General features: G+C 62.1%; 21 protein-coding genes. 10 read left to right on the top strand and 11 right to left on the bottom strand.

Annotation, left to right across the window (positions count from 1 at the left end; genetic code table 11):
* Positions 1 to 22: 22 nt before the first annotated feature.
* From glcC to ubiA, 3 genes are all read left to right on the top strand, one after another.
* Positions 23 to 799 carry a transcriptional regulator GlcC gene (gene glcC / locus VCJ09_RS23685; RefSeq protein ID WP_324732430.1) on the top strand — a complete coding sequence of 259 codons (777 nt, stop codon included), beginning with the start codon at positions 23 to 25 and terminating at the stop codon, positions 797 to 799.
* A gap of 182 nt (positions 800 to 981) precedes the next feature.
* Complete coding sequence (locus VCJ09_RS23690) at positions 982 to 1533, top strand: chorismate--pyruvate lyase family protein (RefSeq protein WP_324732431.1); 552 nt, start codon at positions 982 to 984, stop codon at positions 1531 to 1533.
* A gap of 212 nt (positions 1534 to 1745) precedes the next feature.
* Positions 1746 to 2636 (top strand): 4-hydroxybenzoate octaprenyltransferase, encoded by an 891-nt coding sequence (ubiA, locus tag VCJ09_RS23695; protein ID WP_324732432.1) that lies wholly within the window; start codon positions 1746 to 1748, stop codon positions 2634 to 2636.
* 39 nt (positions 2637 to 2675) lie between these two features.
* Here ubiA and VCJ09_RS23700 read toward each other — a convergent pair whose 3' ends face one another.
* On the bottom strand, positions 2676 to 3056 hold the full coding sequence (locus tag VCJ09_RS23700) for a COG4315 family predicted lipoprotein (protein WP_324732433.1): 381 nt from the start codon (positions 3054 to 3056) through the stop codon (positions 2676 to 2678).
* 264 nt (positions 3057 to 3320) lie between these two features.
* On the opposite strand from VCJ09_RS23700, the gene phoB reads away from it, so the two are divergent.
* The 3 genes from phoB to VCJ09_RS23715 all read left to right on the top strand — a co-directional run bounded on the left by phoB (position 3321) and on the right by VCJ09_RS23715 (position 6825).
* Positions 3321 to 4010, top strand: coding sequence for a phosphate regulon transcriptional regulator PhoB (gene phoB / locus VCJ09_RS23705; RefSeq protein ID WP_324732434.1), 690 nt, complete (start codon positions 3321 to 3323; stop codon positions 4008 to 4010).
* Between the two features lie 58 nt (positions 4011 to 4068).
* Entirely contained in the window at positions 4069 to 5403 is a 1335-nt protein-coding gene (gene phoR, locus VCJ09_RS23710; RefSeq protein ID WP_324732435.1) for a phosphate regulon sensor histidine kinase PhoR, read from the top strand.
* Between the two features lie 81 nt (positions 5404 to 5484).
* On the top strand, positions 5485 to 6825 hold the full coding sequence (locus VCJ09_RS23715) for a hemolysin family protein (protein WP_324732436.1): 1341 nt from the start codon (positions 5485 to 5487) through the stop codon (positions 6823 to 6825).
* Positions 6826 to 7083: 258 nt separating this feature from the next.
* On the opposite strand, the gene VCJ09_RS23720 is transcribed toward VCJ09_RS23715, so the two are convergent.
* Positions 7084 to 7980 carry a peptidoglycan DD-metalloendopeptidase family protein gene (locus VCJ09_RS23720; RefSeq protein WP_324732437.1) on the bottom strand — a complete coding sequence of 299 codons (897 nt, stop codon included), beginning with the start codon at positions 7978 to 7980 and terminating at the stop codon, positions 7084 to 7086.
* 241 nt (positions 7981 to 8221) lie between these two features.
* Between VCJ09_RS23720 and VCJ09_RS23725 the strand changes: the two genes are divergently transcribed.
* Positions 8222 to 8539 carry a hypothetical protein gene (locus VCJ09_RS23725; protein ID WP_324732438.1) on the top strand — a complete coding sequence of 106 codons (318 nt, stop codon included), beginning with the start codon at positions 8222 to 8224 and terminating at the stop codon, positions 8537 to 8539.
* Positions 8540 to 8552: 13 nt separating this feature from the next.
* Here the strand turns inward: VCJ09_RS23725 and VCJ09_RS23730 are convergent, their stop codons facing one another.
* The 7 genes from VCJ09_RS23730 to VCJ09_RS23760 all read right to left on the bottom strand — a co-directional run bounded on the left by VCJ09_RS23730 (position 8553) and on the right by VCJ09_RS23760 (position 17496).
* Positions 8553 to 9377 carry a response regulator gene (locus tag VCJ09_RS23730; protein ID WP_324732439.1) on the bottom strand — a complete coding sequence of 275 codons (825 nt, stop codon included), beginning with the start codon at positions 9375 to 9377 and terminating at the stop codon, positions 8553 to 8555.
* Positions 9378 to 9411: 34 nt separating this feature from the next.
* Positions 9412 to 10377 carry an IS1595 family transposase gene (locus VCJ09_RS23735; RefSeq protein ID WP_324731573.1) on the bottom strand — a complete coding sequence of 322 codons (966 nt, stop codon included), beginning with the start codon at positions 10375 to 10377 and terminating at the stop codon, positions 9412 to 9414.
* Between the two features lie 256 nt (positions 10378 to 10633).
* Positions 10634 to 11365 (bottom strand): phosphate signaling complex protein PhoU, encoded by a 732-nt coding sequence (gene phoU / locus VCJ09_RS23740; protein ID WP_079203912.1) that lies wholly within the window; start codon positions 11363 to 11365, stop codon positions 10634 to 10636.
* Positions 11366 to 11467: 102 nt separating this feature from the next.
* Complete coding sequence (gene pstB / locus VCJ09_RS23745) at positions 11468 to 12301, bottom strand: phosphate ABC transporter ATP-binding protein PstB (RefSeq protein ID WP_324732440.1); 834 nt, start codon at positions 12299 to 12301, stop codon at positions 11468 to 11470.
* 67 nt (positions 12302 to 12368) lie between these two features.
* A complete protein-coding gene (pstA, locus tag VCJ09_RS23750) occupies positions 12369 to 14045 on the bottom strand; it encodes a phosphate ABC transporter permease PstA (protein WP_407692995.1) in 1677 nt (558 codons plus the stop codon).
* 15 nt (positions 14046 to 14060) lie between these two features.
* A complete protein-coding gene (locus VCJ09_RS23755) occupies positions 14061 to 16346 on the bottom strand; it encodes a phosphate ABC transporter permease (protein WP_324732442.1) in 2286 nt (761 codons plus the stop codon).
* A 181-nt stretch (positions 16347 to 16527) separates the two neighbouring features.
* A complete protein-coding gene (locus VCJ09_RS23760) occupies positions 16528 to 17496 on the bottom strand; it encodes a PstS family phosphate ABC transporter substrate-binding protein (protein ID WP_079203915.1) in 969 nt (322 codons plus the stop codon).
* Between the two features lie 280 nt (positions 17497 to 17776).
* Here VCJ09_RS23760 and VCJ09_RS23765 point away from each other — a divergent pair, with 280 nt between their 5' ends.
* Complete coding sequence (locus VCJ09_RS23765; protein WP_079203916.1) at positions 17777 to 18181, top strand: acyl-CoA thioesterase; 405 nt, start codon at positions 17777 to 17779, stop codon at positions 18179 to 18181.
* Positions 18182 to 18314: 133 nt separating this feature from the next.
* On the opposite strand, the gene VCJ09_RS23770 is transcribed toward VCJ09_RS23765, so the two are convergent.
* Entirely contained in the window at positions 18315 to 19415 is a 1101-nt protein-coding gene (locus VCJ09_RS23770; protein WP_324732443.1) for a TRAP transporter substrate-binding protein, read from the bottom strand.
* A gap of 190 nt (positions 19416 to 19605) precedes the next feature.
* Here VCJ09_RS23770 and VCJ09_RS23775 point away from each other — a divergent pair, with 190 nt between their 5' ends.
* Together VCJ09_RS23775 and VCJ09_RS23780 are read left to right on the top strand one after the other, a co-directional pair.
* Positions 19606 to 20151 carry a TRAP transporter small permease subunit gene (locus tag VCJ09_RS23775; RefSeq protein ID WP_324732444.1) on the top strand — a complete coding sequence of 182 codons (546 nt, stop codon included), beginning with the start codon at positions 19606 to 19608 and terminating at the stop codon, positions 20149 to 20151.
* Positions 20144 to 21520 (top strand): TRAP transporter large permease, encoded by a 1377-nt coding sequence (locus tag VCJ09_RS23780; RefSeq protein ID WP_324732445.1) that lies wholly within the window; start codon positions 20144 to 20146, stop codon positions 21518 to 21520. The genes VCJ09_RS23775 and VCJ09_RS23780 overlap by 8 nt, the downstream gene beginning before the upstream one ends.
* A gap of 209 nt (positions 21521 to 21729) precedes the next feature.
* Here the strand turns inward: VCJ09_RS23780 and VCJ09_RS23785 are convergent, their stop codons facing one another.
* Positions 21730 to 21852 carry an ABC transporter permease gene (locus tag VCJ09_RS23785; RefSeq protein WP_324732446.1) on the bottom strand — a complete coding sequence of 41 codons (123 nt, stop codon included), beginning with the start codon at positions 21850 to 21852 and terminating at the stop codon, positions 21730 to 21732.
* Positions 21853 to 21950 lie beyond the last annotated feature (98 nt).

Below are 21950 nucleotides of genomic sequence, written 5' to 3' on the forward strand. Positions count from 1 at the left end.
ACCAGTCATCGAGTGCGCCACAATGGATCAAGAACTGCCTGCAGTACGCCGCCAGGTCAGCGATGTAGTGGCCGAAAAAATTGAACGGCTGATCGTCGACGGCGTGCTCAAGGTGGGTCAGGCCCTGCCCTCGGAACGACGCCTGTGCGAGAAGCTGGGGATTTCCCGTTCGGCACTGCGCGAAGGGCTCAAGGTACTGCGCGGGCGCGGCATCATCGAAACCGCGCAAGGCCGCGATTCGCGGGTCGCGACCCTGAACGGGCCGCGCGATGCCAGCCCGTTGATGCACCTGTTCAACTCGCAGCCGCGCACCCTCTTCGATTTGCTCGAAGTGCGCGCCCTGCTCGAGGCTGAGTCGGCGCGCCTGGCCGCCCTGCGCGGTACCGATGCGGATTTCGTCCTGCTGACCCGACGCTACGAGGAAATGCTCGCCGCCCACAATGAGCCGCCAAGCGACGTCGATCCGCGCGAGCATGCGCGCCTCGACCATGCCTTCCACCTGGCGATCTGCGAGGCGTCGCACAACCCGGTGCTGCTGCACACCCTGCAGTCGCTGACCGACCTGATGCTCAGCACGGTGTTCGCCTCGGTCAACAACCTCTATCACCGGCCCCTGCAGAAACGCCAGATCGACCGCCAGCACTCGCGCCTGTACCACGCGGTGATCGAGCGCCTGCCGGAACTGGCGCAGCGCGCCGCCCGCGAGCACATCCACAGCATTCGCGACAACCTCAAGGAAATCGAGCAGGAGGAACAACGCCTGGTGCGCGCGACCATGCGCCTGGAAGGCTGGTCGTGATCGGTCGGGGTGGGCCGTAGGGAGGGTTAGCGGCGCGTAACGCCGATCCTTGCACCGACCACCGCGTTGCGTATCCCACCAGGGGCTACCTATGCCGGGCACCGGCTTGGCGCCTAACCCAGCCTACGCCCGCGAACGTCCGTGCTAGACTCGCGCGCTTCCGATTTGTGGTGAATTCTGTCGTGCCCAACGCCGCCCTCGCCCACCCGCCGCACTGGCTGACCGCCAGCCAACTGCACCCGGCCCCGGCTGCCGGGGTACGCGACTGGCTGTTCAATCAAGACTCGCTGACCCGCAGACTGACGGCATTGTCCAATGACGGTTTTAGCGTCACCCCGCTGGTCGAGGGTTGGCAGCGCCTGCGCAGCGACGAATGCACGGCCCTCAACGTCGCCGCCGGCAGTCAGGGCTGGGTGCGTGAAGTGTATTTGCGCGGCCACGGCCAACCCTGGGTGTTCGCCCGCAGCGTGGCGGCGCGCAGCGCTCTGGAGGGCTCCGGCCTGGCCCTCGATCAGCTGGGCAGCCGCTCGCTCGGCGAACTGCTGTTCAGTGACCGCGCGTTCGAGCGCAACGCCCTGCAAGTCTGCCGTTTCCCGGCAGCCTGGCTACCCGCCGAGGTGCGCGCAGAACGCCTGTGGGCACGCCGCTCCTGCTTCAGCCGCGGCGCCCTCGGGGTTCTGGTGGTCGAAGTGTTTCTGCCCGAATTCTGGCCGGACGCCGGGATCGAGGCGTAGGCTGGACAACCTCGCAGCGTTTGCCACCCGCCATGCCGCGCGGCTTGCCACGGGCTAACCGCTCATCCTGCCTCTCGCCTTCTACCCACCTCGAACCGGCCAGGGTGGGTCACGCCGTATCTGCCGAGAAGACGGTGGATGCAAACAGCGTCATCCACCCTCCGCGCCCAGCACCCGTATAATCCGCCGCACCTCGCACGGAGACGCGCTCGATGTACACCCGCCTGCTCAAATCACTGAATCGCCTGCACCCCCGCACCTGGGACTTCATCCAGCTGATGCGCCTGGACAAACCCATCGGCATCTTCCTGCTGCTATGGCCGACGCTGTGGGCCCTGTGGGTCGCAGCCGAAGGCGTGCCGAGCGCGAAAAACCTGTTTATCTTCGTCGTCGGCGTGATCCTGATGCGCGCCGCCGGCTGCGTGATCAACGACTACGCCGACCGCAACTTCGACGGCCACGTCAAACGCACCCAGGCGCGGCCCCTGGCCAGCGGCAAGGTGACGCCGCGCGAGGCGCTGATCCTGTTCGCCGTGCTGGTGCTGCTGGCCTTCTTGCTGGTGCTGCTGACCAACGCCACGACCATCTGGCTGTCCTTCGGCGGCCTGGCCCTGGCCGCCTGCTACCCCTTCATGAAGCGCTACACCTTCTACCCCCAGGTGGTGCTCGGCGCGGCGTTTTCCTGGGGCATGCCGATGGCCTTCACCGCCGAGACCGGCAGCCTGCCGCCGGAGGCCTGGCTGCTGTTCATCGCCAACCTGCTGTGGACGGTGGCTTATGACACCTACTACGCCATGGCCGACCGCGACGACGACCTGAAGATCGGCGTGAAGTCCACCGCCATCCTGTTCGGCGATGCCGACCGCCTGATCATCGCCATCCTGCAGGGCCTGACCCTGCTGTGCCTGCTGCTGGCGGGCAGCCGCTTCGAGCTGGGCCTGCCGTTCCACCTCGGCCTGCTGGCCGCCGCGGGATGTTTCCTCTGGGAATACCGGGCCACCCGCAATCGCAAGCCAATGGCTTGTTTCAATGCCTTCCTGCATAACCACTGGGCCGGGCTGGCGATCTTCATCGGCATCGTGCTGGATTACGCGCTGCGCTGAAGTCCACGCAGCGCGCAAGCGCTGCGTGGACAGCCGGGGTCACTCAGGCTTGGCCATGTGCCAGACGCCCCCTTTACCGTCACCGGTCATATCACCTGCTTTCATATCTTTGACGAAGGTGTACAAGGGCTTGCCGTAATAGGCCCACTGCAAGGTGCCATCGTCGCGTTTGACCACCGTCCAATCATCGTCGGCCATGGCGCCGGCCTCGGCGGCCAGGGGTGGCCAGTTCTCCGCGCATTGGTCGTAGCAGTTGGATTTGCCCATGGCGTCCTGGTCGTAGGTGTAAAGCGTCATTCCTTTGCTGTCGACCAGCATGCCGTTCTCGACCATCGCCGGTTCGGCCGCCTGCACTACAGCGGATAACCCCAGCAGCACGCCGCCAAGCAGGGCCAGTCGGATCGGGTTGGATCTGATCATCGGTGATATCTCCTTCTGTTAACCACGTTAGTCTGGCGACAGGCTAAGATCGGTGCCGGACAACCTCGAAGGACGAGCAGGCAGAACCCTGAAATGCCTGCAGTTAGCAGGCCTTTTTGCGCCAGGCTCCAAGCGCCCGATCGATTGAGCGGGCGCATCGTTCAGCATAGACCAGTCAGGCGTTAACGCTGGCCTGTCATATCGCTGCAATAATTCCGCTATCTAATGCCACGCATGACAGTAGAACGACTTGAGGCGGGACCCATGGTTGGCAAGAGCATTCTGATCGTCGATGACGAAGCACCGATCCGCGAAATGATCGCGGTGGCCCTGGAAATGGCCGGCTACGAGTGCCTGGAAGCGGAGAACAGCCAGCAGGCCCACACCATCATCGTCGACCGCAAACCCGACCTGATCCTGCTCGACTGGATGCTCCCCGGCACCAGCGGCATCGAGCTGGCGCGCCGGCTCAAGCGTGACGAATTGACCAGCGACATCCCGATCATCATGCTCACCGCCAAGGGCGAAGAGGACAACAAGATCCAGGGCCTGGAAGTCGGCGCCGACGATTACATCACCAAGCCGTTCTCGCCGCGCGAACTGGTCGCCCGCCTCAAGGCCGTGCTGCGCCGTGCCGGTCCCAGCGATAGCGAGGGGCCGATCGAAGTCGGCGGCCTGCTGCTCGACCCAGTCAGCCACCGGGTGACCATCGACGGCAAGCCGGCCGAGATGGGCCCCACCGAATACCGCCTGCTGCAATTTTTCATGACCCACCAGGAGCGCGCCTATACCCGCGGCCAACTGCTCGACCAGGTCTGGGGTGGCAACGTCTACGTAGAGGAGCGCACAGTCGATGTGCACATCCGTCGCCTGCGTAAGGCGCTCGGCGAAATCTACGAAAACCTGGTACAGACCGTGCGCGGCACGGGCTATCGTTTTTCCACCAAAAGCTAGCGGTATCCCCGGTCGATGACGGCACGGGTTAGGATTGCCGGCTTGCCTCAGCGGCTCAATGGATCGATTGGCGGATGACTCCCAAGTGAAGCAAAACTGGCGTGGCGCCATGGTGCGCCGCCTGCTGCTGTTAATCGGTGCCTGCCTGCTGCTCGGCCTGTTCACCGGCGAGTACGCCTGGGCGCTGGCGACCGGCCTGGCCGTCTATCTGGGCTGGACCCTGAACCAGTTGCTGCGCCTGCACAAATGGTTGCAAGAGCATCGGCCGGACGAGCCGCCACCGGATGGCTATGGTCTTTGGGGCGAGGTGTTCGACAGCATCTACCACCTGCAACGGCGCAACCAGCGCGCCCGCGGCCGTCTGCAGGCGGTGATCGATCGGGTCCAGGAGTCCACCGCCGCGCTGAAAGATGCGGTGGTCATGCTCGACAGCAACGGCAACCTGGAGTGGTGGAACCGCGCCGCGGAGACCCTGCTGGGCCTGAAAACCCCGCAGGACAGTGGTCAGGCAATCACCAACTTGCTGCGCGACCCACGCTTTATCGAGTACTTCGAGAACCACAACTACAACGAGCCGCTGGAGCTGCCCTCGCCGGTCAGCGGCCGTCTACGCCTGCAGTTCCATATCACCCAGTACGGCAATCGCGAACACCTGATGCTGGTGCGCGATATCACCCGTCTGTATCAACTGGAGCAGATGCGTAAGGACTTCGTCGCCAACGTCTCCCACGAGTTGCGCACGCCGCTGACGGTGATCGCCGGTTACCTGGAAACCCTGCTGGACAACGTCGAGGACGTCAATCCGCGCTGGCTGCGCGCGCTGCAACAGATGCAGCAGCAAGGCGGGCGCATGCAAAACCTGCTCAATGACCTGCTGTTGCTGGCCAAGCTGGAAGCCACCGACTACCCCTCGGACAATCAGCCAGTGGCGGTCGATCTGCTGCTGCTGAGCATCAAGAGCGACGCCCAGGCGCTATCCGGCGAACGCATGCACCGCATCAGCCTGGAGGCCGACCCGCACTTGCGTCTCAAGGGCAGCGAGGCGGAACTGCGCAGTGCCTTCTCCAACCTGGTGTTCAACGCGGTCAAGTACAGCCCCGACGAGGGTCGCATCGACATCCGCTGGTGGGGTGACGAGCAAGGCGCGCACTTGGTGGTGCAGGACAACGGCCCGGGCATCGAGGCCAAGCACCTGCCGCGCCTGACCGAACGCTTCTACCGGGTCGATTCCAGCCGCGCCAGCAACACCGGCGGTACCGGCCTGGGCCTGGCCATCGTCAAACATGTGCTGCTGCGCCACCGCGCCCGCCTGCAGATCGACAGCAACCTGGGCAAGGGCAGCACCTTCACCTGTCACTTCCCCAGCACTCAGGTGGTACGCCGCGGCAGCTAACAGCCCGCGGCGCACGCGCAGGCTTGCAAAGCCGATTGCTTAGCCCCACCCTCTAGTGCTCATTGGCCTACCGAAACCTTTATGGACCCCTCCACGAGTATCTCCGTCGCTACCTTTTTCGCCGATTTCGGCCTCGTTCTGTTTGCCTTGTTACTGGTGTTGCTCAACGGCTTTTTCGTCGCCGCCGAGTTCGCCATCGTCAGGCTGCGCGCCACCAGGGTCGAGGCCCTGGCCAGCGAAAACGGCTGGCGCGGACATATCCTGCGCACCGTACACAACCAGATGGATGCCTACCTGTCGGCCTGCCAACTGGGCATCACCCTGGCCTCGCTGGGCCTGGGCTGGGTCGGCGAGCCGGCCTTCGCCGAACTGCTCACCCCGCTACTCGGCGCCATCGGCATCGAGTCAGCCAAGCTGGTGCACGGCATCGCTTTCTTCAGCGCCTTCGCGATCATTTCCTACCTGCATATCGTGGTGGGCGAGCTGGCACCCAAGTCCTGGGCAATTCGCCAGCCCGAACGACTGTCACTGTGGACGGCCGCGCCGCTGTACCTGTTCTACTGGTCCATGTACCCGGCGATCTTCCTGCTCAATGCCAGCGCCAACGCCATCCTGCGCATTGCCGGCCAGGGCGAGCCGGGGCCGCACCACGAGCACCATTACAGCCGCGACGAACTCAAGCTGATCCTGCATTCCAGCCGCGCCCGCAATCCCAGCGACCAGGACATGCGCGTGCTGGCCTCGGCGGTGGAACTCGGCGAACTGGAAGTGGTGGACTGGGCCAACTCGCGCGAAGACCTGGTCTACCTGGAGCTGAACGCACCGCTGGACGAGGTGTTCAGCGTATTTCGCCGGCACAAGTACAGCCGCTACCCGATCTTCGACGAAGCCGCCGGCGAGTTCGTCGGCGTGCTGCACATCAAGGACCTGCTGCTGCACCTTTCCCTGCTGGAAATGCTGCCCTCGGCATTGAAACTGGCCGAGCTGATGCATACGATCGAACGGGTTGGCCGGCATATGCCGCTGTCCAACCTACTCGAGCAGTTCCGCCAGGGCGGCTCGCACTTCGCCCTGGTCGAAGAGGCCGACGGCAAAGTGATCGGCTACCTGACCATGGAAGACGTGTTGGAAGCCCTGGTCGGCGATATTCAGGACGAGCACCACAAGACCGAGCGCGGCATCCTCGCCTACCAACCGGGCAAGCTGCTGGTGCGCGGCGACACCCCGCTGTTCAAGGTCGAGCGCCTACTGGGGGTCAACCTCGACCATATCGAGGCGGAAACCCTGGCCGGGCTGATCTACGAAACCCTCAAGCGCATGCCCGAGGAAGAGGAAGTGCTGGAAGTCGACGGCCTGCGCATCATCGTCAAGAAGATGAAGGGACCGAAGATCGTCCTGGCCAAGGTACTCAGGCTGGATTGAACGGCGATGAAAAAACCGCGCCTGTTGCGACCATACTGTTCATTCAAGCCGAGTGAGCAGCATGTTTTCGTAGCCCGGATTTCATCCGGGGTACGTGTATGAAAACCCGGCCGGGCGATCCATGCCGGTCACGCTTGCGCGGCGTGTTGATGGCTATCGCTGGCGCTCAACACCCTCCTACGACCGCGTCAGAACGATGGCCGCGGCGGAACCACCTGGCGCTTACGCGCAGTTATGGGCTACCACTTGAAACGGCTCTCAATCTCCGCCGACGGCGAAATTCGGCAGGCTGTTGACCGGCTGGATGAAGTCGAAGGGGATGGACTCCAGGGCCAGGCCGACGTTGCGCTGCACCACGAAGTGCAGGTGCGGACCGGTGCTGTTGCCGGTGTTGCCTGAGCGGGCGAGCATGCCGCCGACCTGCACCCGACGCCCTTCCTGGACCTGTACCGAACCCTTCATCAGGTGCAGGTAGACGCCCATGGTGCCGTCGTCATGCAGGATGCGCACATAGTTGCCGGAGGGGTTGTTGCCGCGCCCGCTCTGCTGGTTCTCGGTTTTGACCACCACGCCGCTGCGCGCCGCGACTATCGGCGTGCCCTCGGGCATGGCGATGTCCAGGGCGTAACGACCTTTCGCGGTGAAGTGGCTGTACTTACCGTTGGCGCCCTGACTCAGGCGAAACGGTCCACCGCGCCAGGGTAGCGGGTAGTTCTGCTGCGTCGGCAGCAGGCGCGGGTCGCCTAGGGCATAACGCAGCTTGGGTATGTAACTCAGGGGTTTGCTGGGGTCACGCGCAGTCAGGGTGGCCAGGCGGATCTTGCTGCGCGGCGGCAACACCCAGGTGATGGGTTTAGTCGGGGCGCCAATGGCGTTGTCGACCTGTTCCAGCTTCAGTTCGATTTGCACCGGGGCATACAGGTCGTTGCGCACCAGCAGGGTGTCGCCGGCCGCGTGCTTCTGGGTTTCCAGCTTCACCTGGTTGTCCAGGCGCTCGACCATGCGGTCGCGGAAGACGAACACCTGCGCGCCCGCCGTCGCTTTATCGGTATAGGTCACCACACCGCTGGCGTCGGTGTACTTGTAGATGGTCAGGGCTGCAGCCTGACTGGCAACCAGCACCAGGGCGCAAAAAATGGTCAGTCGAAAGGGCATGGGCTCACGGGCGGTTTTTGGCTCTCCAGGACGCTGAAGACTAGCAGTGCCGCTGCCCGCATGCGAGGACCAGGGCAGTGGAATGTGATCTGGCGCATCCGCCGCCGCACCTGAGCCTGTGCGACTTTTTGACGCGACGCCTGAGCAAGCTAACCTCAGGTGAGCGATTGCCGACGGGGCGACAGGCAACGGCCCGCCAGGCAACACGAGCCTGCCTTTACTGCCATGAGGATTAATGAGCATGAAAACCTCGACGTTCAACACCTTGCTGATCGACAAGCCACTGCGGGAGATTTTCTGGTTCTACGGGGTGATCCCCAGCAATATTCTCTGGGCCGTAACGCTCGCGGGGTATTTCAGCGGCGCCGCACTGGCCACGACGGTGCTCATGTTCGCCGTGCTCCTGGCCTATACCGCCTGGATTATCTGCGAGATCTGGCACTGCAGTGGCAACGTGGACAATCCAACCCACGGTGACATCGCCCGCGTCCTGACGGCCGCCTGGGCGATCAACACGCTGCTGCTGGTGTCTTTCCTGCTGCTGCAACGCCTGGGCTGAGCAGGCAGACGGATCAGGCACCGGGGACGAAGTGCTTCTGCGTCGTCCCGCGGGCGATCAGGCGCGACAGGTAGTCGAGCTTCTGCGGGTCGCGGTCGACGAACTTGAACGTCAGCAACAGCCATTCACTGTCCGGCTTGGCTTCCATCGCTGCCACCGCGTGCAGGTAGCCGTTAAGTCGCGCCACCTCGCCACCTTCACCCTGCTCGAGGTCGAGCACCGCGCTCTCCAGCACTTGCGGCAACAGTTCAGCGCGTTTGACCACCAGTTGAGCGTCCTTGAGGCTGAGCGCCTTGATCACGCAGTTCATGGTGCCGCCAGGCAGACGCAACTGGCCCTGACCACGTCCGCCCGGGGCCTGCCCCGCCGCTTTGGCCGAAGCCGCAGGCGCATCCGGGCGCGCCGCTATGGCCTCTATCGGCGCCGCTGCGACAGGCTTGACCACCTGGGCCTGACCGCCGGTCAGTGCCGCCAGGGAGTCATTGGCGAAGCCACCACCGCTGAGCATTTTCGGCGGTGCGCCGGCCATCAAGGCTTGCAGCTTGCCGGCACGACTCAGGGCCTTCTTGACCTTGGTCACCAACTGTTCGTTGGAGAAGGGCTTGCCGATGAAGTCGGAAACACCGGCCTGGATCGCCTGGATCACGTTGTCCTTGTCACCGCGGCTGGTGACCATGATGAAGGGTACGGTTTTCAGGTTGTCCTGCTCACGGCACCAGCTGAGCAACTCGAGTCCGGACAGCTCGGGCATTTCCCAATCGCAGAGAATCAGGTCGATGCTTTGCCGGCCGAGCAATTGCTGGGCTTTGCGCCCATTGATGGCTTCGACGATCTGCACGCCGGGAAAGTGGTCGCGCAGGCCTTTTTTTAGGCTATGTACCCTTTAACTGTTGCATGGGCCGGCCCACCGCCTCCTGCAGACAAAACTCTGGCTGAATGCGCTTTGTGTACCGCTCCAACATGCGGCGCCAACCCAGGTAGTTAACGAGGTACTTGGTCGCAACCCCATGAAAGCGCGCCATCCAGCCCTTCAGCCGACTGTGATAAGCGTTGACGTTCTGGATATGAAAAGCCGCTTCCTGGACGCGTAACCCCGGCCTCGCATACACCACCTTGTGGGTGATCCCGTTGCGGCGTGCAAATGCCGCATAGATTGCTGCGCCATCAGTACAGAGCACCGACGCTTTATCCACCAAAGGCCTTAGCGCGGCACTTACATGGGCGGCGTCGAGCTTCTCCAACTGAAAGTCAGCGGTATGTCCTTCACGGTCGCGAACAACCAAAACGGGTATCTGATCCGGCCCCGTTCCGCGTGTCTTGCCCACACCCCCGCGTTTACGGGGTGGGCGCGGCATCTCGCGCTGACCTTTGAATGACTCGAGAAAGAACGTTTCGTCGGCCTCGACAATGCCGCTTTCACGCGCATCGTGATGCGCCGCCACATCATGCAAAAACCGATGTCGCCAGCGAAATGAAGTGTTCTTGCTGACGCTGCAGTGTCGGGCCGCCGCTCTCACGGTCAATCCAGCAATGAGGGCTTGGGCATAATCCAGCCAGCAGTCCTTTTTGCGTAGGCGCGCCAAGGGTGTTCCAGTCAATGCATTGCACGTGCGCCGACAGACCTTGCAGCGATAGCGCTGCAAGCCACCACTGCGGCCCCATGAGGCCAGTTGCGCGGCGTCGGCGGCACAGTGCGGGCAGGCTTTCAGATCAGGGATGAGCTCTTCAAAGCCATCTCGCTGCACGTTGATCTGGAGAAAATGCTGAACGATGGACTTCTGTTTGATCGTGAGGCGATCAAGCCGAGCCAGTAGGTGTTGAAAGGGTTGGGCATCCATAACGGCACTCCTTGATGAGCACACGTCTTCAGTCTAGGCCTTGCAACAGTTAACGAGTACATAGCCTTTTTTTACCAGGTCACGGATAAAGGTTGCGTCGTCCACCACCAGTACGCTGACTTTGCTCATCGGCCACTCCTGTTCGAATGGCTGCAAGCATAAACGCGGCGAATGACCAAAGGCTAACCCTAAAGTGGCTGCTCGCCACTTTAGCGGGCCTTGGAGAAATTGCGGCGCTGACTCTCGGCCGCCGAATTCAGCGGTCTTTGCCGATGCCTTGCACTTCTTCCTTCATACGGGTCAGGCCCATGTGCTTCACATCGGTGCCACGGACCAGGTAGATCACCAGCTCGGAGATATTGCGCGCGTGGTCGCCGATACGCTCCAGCGAACGCAGGGCCCAGATGATATTCAGTACGCGGGAGATCGAACGCGGATCTTCCATCATGTAGGTGACCAACTCGCGCAGGGCCGTCTTGTATTCGCGATCGATGGTCTTGTCATACTGCGCCACCGACAAAGCCAGGTCGGCGTCGAAACGGGCGAAGGCGTCCAGCGACTCTTGCACCATCCTGCGCACCTGATCGCCGATATGTCGCACCTCCACATAGCCACGCGGCGCTTCGCCCTCTTCGCACAGCAGAATCGCACGCTTGGCGATCTTGGTCGCTTCGTCGCCGATGCGCTCGAGGTCGATCACCGACTTGGAGATGCTGATGATCAAGCGCAGGTCGCCCGCAGCCGGCTGGCGACGGGCGAGGATGCGCACGCACTCCTCGTCGATGTTGCGCTCCATCTGGTTGATCTGGTCATCGATCTCGCGCACTTGCTGAGCCAGGCCAGAATCGGCGTCGATCAGCGCGGTGACCGCGTCATTGACCTGCTTCTCGACCAGGCCGCCCATGGCCAGGAGGTGGCTGCGCACCTCCTCCAGCTCGGCGTTGAACTGCTGGGAGATGTGCTGGGTGAGGTTGTCTTTGTTGATCATATTTCGCTCCGCGAAAGCTACCGGCTTGGGTGCCGTGGTGCGCACGGCGCACCCTACGAATTATCAGGTGGATGGGCTTTGCCAGAGGGTGCTGGCATGGCCTTAGCCGTAGCGGCCGGTGATGTAGTCTTCGGTCTGCTTCATCTCTGGGTTGGTGAACAGCCTATCGGTGTCACCGAACTCGATCAGTTTGCCCATATACATGAAGGCGGTGTAATCCGACACCCGCGCCGCCTGCTGCATGTTGTGGGTGACGATGATGATGGTGTACTTGGATTTCAATTCGTAGATCAGCTCTTCGACCTTGAGGGTGGAGATCGGGTCGAGTGCCGAGCAGGGTTCGTCGAGCAGCAGCACTTCCGGCTGCACCGCCACGGTTCGCGCGATCACCAGGCGCTGCTGCTGGCCGCCGGACAAGCCGAGTGCCGACTCGTGCAGGCGGTCTTTAACCTCGTCCCACAATGCCGCGCTTTTCAGGCCCGACTCCACCGCCTCATCGAGTACACGCTTCTGGTTGATGCCCTGGATGCGCAGGCCATATACCACGTTCTCGTAGATGCTCTTGGGGAAAGGGTTGGGCTTCTGGAACACCATGCCGACGCGACGGCGCAGCTCGGCGACGTCTTCGCCCTTACGGTAGATGTTACGCCCATCGAGGTTGATTTCACCTTCCACGCGGCAACCGTCGACCAGATCGTTCATCCGGTTGAAGGTGCGCAGCAGGGTCGACTTGCCGCAACCGGACGGGCCGATAAACGCCGTGACGCGCTGCTTGGGAATCTTCAGCTTGACGTCGAACAGCGCCTGCTTGTCGCCGTAGTACAGGTTCAGACCCGGCACCTGAATCGCCACGGTTTCCGCGGCCAGGTCAAGGCTCTGCTTTTCCCGGCCCAGGGCCGTGATATCGATGCCGTGTGTGTGTGCTTGGTGCTGCATGGGATGCTCCCTACGCGAACAATTCGTTATCACGTTGGCTGCCACTATGGCAGCCAACGAAAAGGATTTAGTGATCCAGCGCCTTGTACTTCTCACGCAGGCGGTTACGCATGAACACCGCCGTGAGATTCAGAATCGCGATCACCAGCACCAGCAGCAGCGCCGTGGCGTAGACCAGCGGCCGTGCAGCCTCGACGTTGGGGCTCTGGAAGCCGACATCGTAGATGTGGAAACCCAGGTGCATGATCTTCTGATCCATGTGCAGGTACGGGTAGTTAGTGTCCAGCGGCAGACTCGGCGCCAGCTTGACCACGCCGACCAGCATCAGCGGCGCCACTTCACCGGCGGCACGCGCCACGGCGAGGATCAGGCCGGTCATCATCGCCGGGCTGGCCATTGGCAGCACCACGCGCCAGAGCGTCTCGATCTTGGTCGCCCCCAGGGCCAGGGAACCTTCGCGCAGCGCTCGCGGAATCCGCGCCAGGCCCTCCTCGGTGGCGACGATCACCACCGGCAGGGCAAGAATCGCCAGGGTCAGCGAAGCCCACAACAGCCCCGGCGTACCGAAGGTCGGCGCCGGCGCGGATTCGGGGAAAAACAGCCGGTCGAGCGAGCCACCCAGCACATAAACGAAGAAGCCCAGACCGAACACCCCGTAAACGATTGCCGGGACGCCGGCCAGGTTGTTCACCGCGATGCGGATAGTTCGGGTCAGCGGCCCCTGCTTGGCGTACTCGCGCAGATAGATGGCCGCGATCACGCCGAACGGGGTGACGATTACCGCCATGATCAGGGTCATTATCACGGTACCGAAGATCGCCGGGAAGACGCCGCCTTCGGTGTTGGCCTCGCGCGGATCATCGCTGACGAACTCCCACAGTTTGACACCGTAGAACTGCAGCTTGCCGAGGCTGGACATGGCGTTTGGCTGATAGGCCCGTACCACCTTGCCCAGGCTCAGTTCGACCTCGCGGCCCTCGGCAGTGCGCACCGTGATGCTGTCGCGATTAAAGGCCTCGTAGAGCGCAATCAACTGGGTTTCCAGCACCTTGTACTCGGCATCCCACTGCGCCCGATCCACATCCAGATCAGCCTGGGCCTGCGCATCCAGCTCGCCCTGCAGTTCCAGTTTGCGGGTTTGCAGGCGTATGCGCTCGAGCCCGGCATTGATCCGACCGATGTCTTTCTTTTCCAGGCGCACCACTTGCGCGTGTAAGTCTTCGACTCGAGCCAGACGCACCTGCAGATCGTCCCAGGCACCATCGCCCTCGGCGACCAACTGACCACTTTCCTTGACGTTGACCAGGTAACCGTAGAGGTTGCCCCACTCACGGCGCTCGAATGCCGTGAGGGTTTGCGGGGTGCGCTGGTTGCTCAACCATTCGCCCACGACCCAGGTGAAGTCGGCGCCGTAGATGTCGCGGTTACCCACCTTGAACAGCTCGCGGGTCATGAACTCGCCACCCTCGGCCGCCACCGGCAGACCGGACGCAGCCAGGCGTGCACGCGGGATCTCTTCGAGCTGAGTGATCTCGCCGGCCATCACCTTGGTTTCCTGGCCAGGCACCTGATAATCGGCTTCGATGAGGTCGGCCGGCCAGAAGTGGGCGAGGCCACGGGTGGCGATCACGGCAAGCAGACCCAGGGTCATGATCACCGCGATGGACACCGCGCCGGCGTTCATCCAGATCCACGGCGAACCGCTTTTAACCCAGGCTTTTACGGAGTTGTTTTTCACGGACATATACCTTCCAGGGCCTTAGAGCGACGCGTACTTGACGCGCAGACGCTGGCGCACCAACTCCGCGAGCGTGTTCATGACGAAGGTGAAGCTCAGCAGCACCAGCGCCGAGAGGAACAGCACCCGGTAATGCGTACCGCCCACCGCCGATTCGGGCATTTCCACCGCCACGTTGGCGGCCAGGGTGCGCAGACCCTCGAAGATGTTCATGTCCATGATTGCAGTGTTACCGGTGGCCATCAGGACGATCATGGTTTCACCGACCGCGCGGCCCATGCCGATCATCACGGCAGAGAAAATACCGGGGCTGGCGGTGAGGATGACCACCCGAGTCAGGGTCTGCCAGGGCGTCGCCCCCAGTGCCAGGGAGCCGAAGGTCAGGCTCTTGGGCACGCTGAACACGGCATCCTCGGCAATCGAGTAGATGGTCGGAATCACCGCAAAACCCATGGCCAGGCCGACCACCAGGGCGTTGCGCTGGTCGAACGGGATGCCCAGATCATTGCTCAACCAGGCGCGCATGTTGCCATCGAACAGCCAGACTTCCATTAGGCCACTCATGCTCAGCGAGACGAAGCCGATCAGCAGGATTACCGGGATCAGCAACGCCGCTTCCCAGCCGTCCGGCACCGCCAGGCGGACCGACTCGGGCAGGCGACTCCAGGCAAACCCGGCCAGGAGGATGCCGATCGGGGTAAAGATCAGCAGGCTGAAGATACCGGGCAGATGCCCCTCGACATAAGGCGCAAGGAACAGGCCCGCGAAGAAGCCGAGAATCACCGTCGGCAGCGCTTCCATCAGCTCGATCACCGGCTTGATCTTGCCGCGCATGGACGGCGCCATGAAGTAGGCGGTATAGATGGCGGCGGCAATCGCCAGCGGCGCCGCCAGCAACATCGCGTAGAACGCGGCTTTCAGGGTGCCGAACGCCAGTGGCGCGAGGCTCAGTTTGGGTTCGTTATCGGTGCTGGCAGAGGTCGACTGCCAGACGTAATCGGCTTGGTCGTAGTTTTCATACCAGACCTTGCCCCACAGCGAATTCCAGGAGACTTCCGGGTGCGGGTTGTCGACCACCAGGCGCTGCAATTGCCCTTGCGACTCGACCAACATGCGGTTGGCGCGCGGCGACAAACCGGCCAGGGCCGCACCGTCGGCCACCGGTTCGACCAGCAGGGTGCGGTGCGCGGTGCTGTGGAAGATACCCAGGTTGCCCTTGGCATCCAGGGCCATGAAGCCCTTGCGGCGCTCTTCCGGGAGAATCTGGGTAATGGCGCTGTCACCCATCTGGAAGCGGCGAATGGACTTCAGGTACTGCTTGCCGTCCTCGTCGCGGACCATGAACCACTGCTGGATGGTGCCCTTGCTGTCGCCGATCATCAGCGAGATACCACCGAGCAGCGCGGTTGCATTGGTAACGGTAGTGGCGCCATTGCTGAGCAGCTTGTAGCGGCCATTCAGCGCCTTGGTACGCAGGCTGAAGACGTCCGCCGTGGCGCGGCCGTTGATCACATACAGCCACTGATGACGCGGATCGACGATCAGGGCCTTGATCGGCTCGGCGATCTGCGCCAGCTCGATGCGAGCCTCACTGTGGCTCACCTCGCCGGTCATCATGTTTTCTTCGCGACCGAGGCTCAGCACCTGCAGTTCGGTACCGGTGGAACCGGCCAGCAACAGCGTGCCGTCATTCAGACTGACGCCCACGTGATCCAGCGCGCGGCCCTGCTCGTCGAGAGTGATCGCGGCTTCGCCAAACGGATAGCTGATCCGCGGCGTAATGGTTTTCACATCGTTCGGGTAACTGACCGGGTAGGCATGCTCGAACACCAGCACCTGGCCATTGGACAGCCCCAAGGCCACGCGATTGCTCCCCGGCTGATCCTGGGCAACCGAGACAACCTGGCTATCGGCCGGCAACGGCAGGTCGACGGCACTCAGCGCGGCCATGCTCTTGGCATCGAAGAACTGCACCTGACCGCGCTCATTGAGGCGCATGGCCACCCGGTTCTGCTCCTCCACCGCCATCAACAATGGCTGGCCAGCTTGGGCCAACCAGGCCGGTTGCACCGGCTCGCGAGTAGCGAGATCAGCGCCCTGGAATATCGGCAAGACGATGTAGGCCAGGTAGAAGAAGATCAGGGTAATGGTGCCAAGCACCGCCATGCCGCCGATGGTCACACACCAACGGGCCAGGTGATCCTTCAGCGCACGGATACGGCGCTTGCGCAGCAAGGCCGGCGTATTGAAGTCCAGTTTTAGGGATTTGGGAGAGGCGGTCACGGTTTCACGAGCCAGGTCATTCATAGTAAGAGCATCTCTGCGCGGCCATGAGCGCGCCGTAATTTCATTCGTGGCACAGGCTGAATAATGTAGCCAGCTTGTGTGACAGAAAAGTTACAGCGCGCAGACAAAGCTACGCCCGCCTCACTATTCGAGAGGCGGGCGTAGTTACAAAACTGGCGTCCCTGCCAGTAAAGCCAGGCGCTTACAGACCCAGATCCTTCATGGTTTTCTCAACCACTTTGCTCGGCAGCGGGATGTAGCCATCCTTGACCACGACTTCCTGACCTTGCTTGGACAGCACCAGCTTGACGAACTCGGTGTCCAGCGGGCTCAGGGCCTTGTTCGGCGCCTTGTTGACATACACGTAGAAGAAACGCGCCAGCGGGAACTTGCCAGCCAGGGCGTTTTCTTCGTTGGCTTCGAAGGCTTCGCCATCCTTCTTGGACAGCGGCACAGCCCGGACGCTGGAAGTCTTGTAGCCAATACCCGAATAACCGATGGCATTCAGGGTGCTGGAGATCGACTGCACCACGGAGGCCGAACCCGGCTGCTCGTTGACGTTAGCCTTGAAATCGCCTTTGCACAGGGCTTCTTCCTTGAAGTAGCCGTAGGTGCCGGATACCGAGTTACGCCCGAACAGTTGCAGCGGCTTGGTCGCCCACTCGCCGGTCAGGCCCACGTCACCCCAAGTCTTGATGTCGCTGGCGCCACCGCACAGGCGGGTGTTGGAGAAGATCGCGTCAACCTGCTCGATCGACAGGCTCTTGATCGGGTTGTCCTTGTGCACGAATACCGCCAGGGCATCAATGGCCACCGGAATGGCAGTCGGCTTGTAGCCATACTTCTGTTCGAAGGCCTGGATCTCGCTGTCCTTCATGGTGCGGCTCATCGGCCCCATGTTGGCAGTGCCTTCAGTCATCGCGGGTGGCGCGGTGGAGGAACCGGCGGCCTGAATCTGGATATTGACGTTCGGGTAGTTCTTCTTGAACTCTTCCGCCCACAGGGTCATCAGGTTGGCCAGCGAGTCGGAACCAACGCTGGACAGGTTACCCGACACGCCGGAAGTTTTTTCATAGGTCGGCAGAGCCGGGTCGACACCAGCAACCGCAGTGGCGGCGGCGACGCCAGCGGCGACGAAAGTCATGGCCGCCATCAAACGCTTAAGTTTCATGCCTTGCTCCTAGCAGAATTTAGTGTTGGATTGAACGAGCCCAAGTATCTGCAGCTCCTGTGACCAATCTATGAAATCAATGTGACAGTTAGATGAATGCCTGGCACTTTGCCGCCACCGGTCATGCCGAAGTTTGCCGAGCTAGCGGCAAAGTGCCATGTTCGCTCAGCGACCGTACAGTCGGTATACTCATCGACCCCGCACCCTTGCGGGCCCGCGGGCCGCTGCAAGTAGCGGTTTCGCCCCTATAACAACAACCGCGCCGCGAGCCGTACTCGAGATGAACGACGACTTCGAACAGGATGACCCGATTCCCCAAGGCGATCTGGCATTACAGATCACCGCGCTACCACGCGAAACCAATGGTTTCGGCGACATCTATGGTGGCTGGCTGGTATCGCAAATGGATTTGGCCGGTACGGCTATGGCCAGCAAGGTCGCCGGTGGCCGCGTGGCAACGGTGGCAATCGATCGCATGGCTTTCCTGGTGCCGGTCGCTGTTGGCGCGCAGCTGTCCTTTTACACCCAGGCACTCGAGATAGGCCGCAGTTCGATCCAGATGCTGGTCGAAGTGTGGAGCGACGACCCGCTGTCCAGCGAATGGCGCAAGGTCACCGAAGCGGTGTTCGTCTTCGTCGCCATCGACGGCAGCGGCCGCACCCGCCCGGTGCCAGCACGCCGCTGAGGCAACGAGCCGATCCACCCTGCGGATTGCTAGCCAGAGAGCCATCGCCGGCGTCCCATCCGCACTGTAAAAAACCTGAATCCAGGATACGAAAACGCCGGCTCGAGAGCCGGCGTTTTACTGGCGCGAAAAATCAGCCGCGGATGTTGTAGATGTCTTTTTCGGCGCTTTCGGCGTAGTCGTACAGACGCTGCAGATAAGCTTTCTGCTGCGCCCACACCTTGCTCGCCGCCGGATCGGCAGCGGCCGAGGCGTCGACCACTTCAGCGGCCATTACCTTCAGCTTGGCCAGCACCTCGTCCGGCAGGCGGCGCACTTCAACGCCCTCGCCCTTGAGCTGCTCCATGGCTTCCATGTTGCGCGCGTCATAGTCGTCGAGCATGTCCGCATTCACATCGCGCGCGGCCGCACGAACGATGGCTTGCAGATCGGCCGGCAGGGTTTCCCAGGCCTTGATGTTGACGTCCAGTTCGAAGGTGACGTTCGGCTCTTGCCAGCCCGGGGTGTAGTAGTACTTTGCGGCCTTGTGCAGACCCAGCGCCTGGTCGTTGTACGGACCGATCCACTCGGTGGCGTCGATGGCGCCGGTTTGCAGCGCGGTGAAGATCTCTCCGGCCGGCATGTTAACCACGGTGCCGCCCATCTTGGTCAGCACTTCACCGCCCAGACCCGGGGTGCGCATTTTCAGGCCCTGGAAGTCTTCGACGCCGTTGATTTCCTTGTTGAACCAACCGGCGGTCTGCACCCCAGTGGCGCCGCAGGCCATCGGCAGTACGCCGAAGGGCTTGTAGACCTCTTCCCACAACTCCAGGCCGCCACCCTTGTGCAGCCAGGCATTCATTTCCTGGGCGTTGGGGCCAAATGGCAGGGCGCAGAAGAACTGCGCAGCAGGCACCTTGCCTTTCCAGTAGTAAGGCGCACCATGGCCCATCTCGGCGGTGCCGCGGGAGACCGCATCGAACACTTCCAGTGCCGGGACCAGTTCGCCCGCCGCATACAGTTTGATTTTCAGGCGGCCATTGCTCATCTCATCGACCAGCGTGGTAAAACGTTCCGCGCCGACACCAACGCCAGGAAAATTCTTCGGCCAGGAAGTAACCATCTTCCAGCTGAAAGTCTCACTGCTCGCACCTTCTTGGGGCTTGGCGGCAGTTTCAGTCTCTTTGTTGCAACCCGCCAATGCAGTGGCGGCAAGACCTACGCCTGCGGCTGCGAGAATTTGACGACGCTTCATGGAATAACTCCTTGTTGTTGTATTAATGGTCTGAGCGCTGGGATCGCCAGTATTCAGCTATATGTTGAGTATCACAGGAATCGGCACCTCTCAAGCTTAGCGACTACGTACGTAGTACTGCCGGTTGCGACGCAATCACCCACCCGCCTAGAATTGTCGGGTTTCCTGGCCATAATAATAAGGATCTGCCATGTCGAATCATCCCCCTCCCTTGCTCGGCTTAGCGCGCCTGCTCGACGCAGTTAATGCCGGCCTAGGCAAGGCTTGCGCCTGGCTCACCCTGTTTCTGGTTATCGGCACCGCAACCGTGGTGGTGTTGCGCTATGGCTTCGGCATTGGCGCCACGGCGCTGCAGGAAGCCGTGCTCTATGCCCACGCGTTGGTATTCATGGGTGCCGCGGCCTGGGTGTTGCAGCGCAACGGCCATGTCCGCGTGGATATTTTCTACCAGAAGTTCAGCCCCCGCCGGCAAGCCTTGGTGGAAATCTTCGGCAACCTGCTGTTTCTTCTCCCCGTGTGCCTGTTCCTCGGCTGGAGCAGCTGGGATTATGTGGGCAACTCCTGGAAAACCCTGGAGGGCTCGAGCGAGTCGGGCGGCCTGGCGTTCGTTTATCTACAGAAGAGCATCATCCTGGTGCTGGTCATCAGCCTGGTGTTGCAAGGAATCTCCGACTTGATCAAATCCGCCTACATCCTCAGCGGTCGCCTGCCTACGCCGGAGGTGAAGCATGGTTGAGTTAATGGCGATCCTGCTGTTCATCAGCATCTGCGCGGCCTTGATGGCTGGCTACCCGGTGGCCTTTACCCTCGGCGGCGTGTCCCTGCTGTTTGCCGGCATCGGCATGCTCACCGGCACCTTCGATGGCAGTTACCTGAACGCACTGCCCAACCGCCTGTTCGGCATCATGAACAACCAGACCATGCTGGCGGTGCCGCTGTTCGTCTTCATGGGGGTAATGCTGGAGAAGTCACGGGTCGCCGAAGACCTGCTTGAGTCCATGTCGCGGCTGTTCGGCACCCTGCGCGGCGGTCTGGCGATTTCCGTGTGCGTGGTCGGCGCACTGCTCGCCGCCAGCACCGGCATCGTCGGCGCCACCGTGGTAACCATGGGCCTGATGGCCCTGCCAACCATGCTGCGGCGCGGTTACGACCCGGCCGTGGCCACCGGCACCCTGGCTGCCACCGGCACCCTGGGGCAGATCATTCCCCCCTCGATCGTGCTGGTGCTGCTGGGTGACGTCATGTCCAGCGCTTATCAGCAGGCGCAGCTGAAGCTGGGCATCTTCTCGCCCAAGACCGTATCGGTCGGCGACCTGTTCGTCGGCGCACTGCTGCCCGGCCTGCTGTTGGTCAGCCTGTACATCCTCTACATCATCGGCGTTGCCATCTTCCAACCGAAGAAGCTGCCGGCGCTGCCGCAGGAAGAACTCGGCCCGATCGAATGGGGCAAGCTGTTCAATGCTCTGGTGCCGCCATTGTTGCTGATTGGTGCGGTGCTCGGCTCGATCCTCGCCGGTTATGCCACCCCAACCGAAGCGGCGGCCCTCGGGGCGCTCGGCGCCATGTTGCTGGCCTTGTATAAACGCCAGCTGAACTTCGGCCAGTTGCGTGAAGTGGCGTACGGCACCACCGAAATCAGTGCCATGGTGTTCCTGATCCTGATTGGCGCCTCACTGTTCTCCCTGGTGTTCCGCGGCTTCGGCGGCGAAGTCATGATCGAAGACATCTTCGCCCAATTACCAGGCGGTGTGCTTGGTGCCTTCTTCCTGGTGATGGCGGTGATCTTCCTGCTCGGCTTTATCCTCGACTTCATCGAGATCACCTTTGTGGTGGTGCCAATTGTCGGCCCGGTATTGATGGCCATGGGTCTTGATCCGGTCTGGCTCGGCGTGATGATCGCGCTGAACCTGCAGACGTCTTTCCTTACGCCGCCATTCGGCTTCGCCCTGTTCTACCTGCGTGGGGTCACACCGCCATCGGTACCGACCAGCACCATCTACAAGGGCGTGCTGCCGTTCATCCTGATCCAGCTGTTCTTGTTGGTGATTGCCTACATCTTCCCCGGCCTGATTACCTGGCTGCCGGAGCAGGTGTACGGCAAGTAAGCCGCCCCGCTCTACGATCAAGGCCAGCCGCAAGCGCTGGCCTTTTTTATGACTATGTACCCGTTAACGGTGCAACTCGCGTTTGCAGGGCGGGCCGAGCGGCGGCCCGCTGCACACCGCCATCGCCAAATCGACACTCTTGGCTGGCTGAAGCCCAGCCTTCGTTTGCCCGCCACAGATAACCGGGACACTGCCGATTCGTGGACCTGTTACTCGCGGCGCAACGCATCCAGCGGATGCAAGCGCGCCGCACGACGGGCCGGGACGATGCCGGCGCACAGGCCGATAAGCCCCGACAACCGCAGCGGCACAGCCATCAGAATCTTGCACATCGCAGGCGCCCATCGCTCGTGCTCAGCCTAGGTCAGCGGGAACCGAGCAACAATGCGCCAGGTCAGGGCATGACGCGGCCTGGCCTTTGCCGGCACAG

Source organism: Pseudomonas paeninsulae (assembly GCF_035621475.1).
In the GTDB taxonomy this organism is placed as follows: domain Bacteria; phylum Pseudomonadota; class Gammaproteobacteria; order Pseudomonadales; family Pseudomonadaceae; genus Aquipseudomonas; species Aquipseudomonas paeninsulae.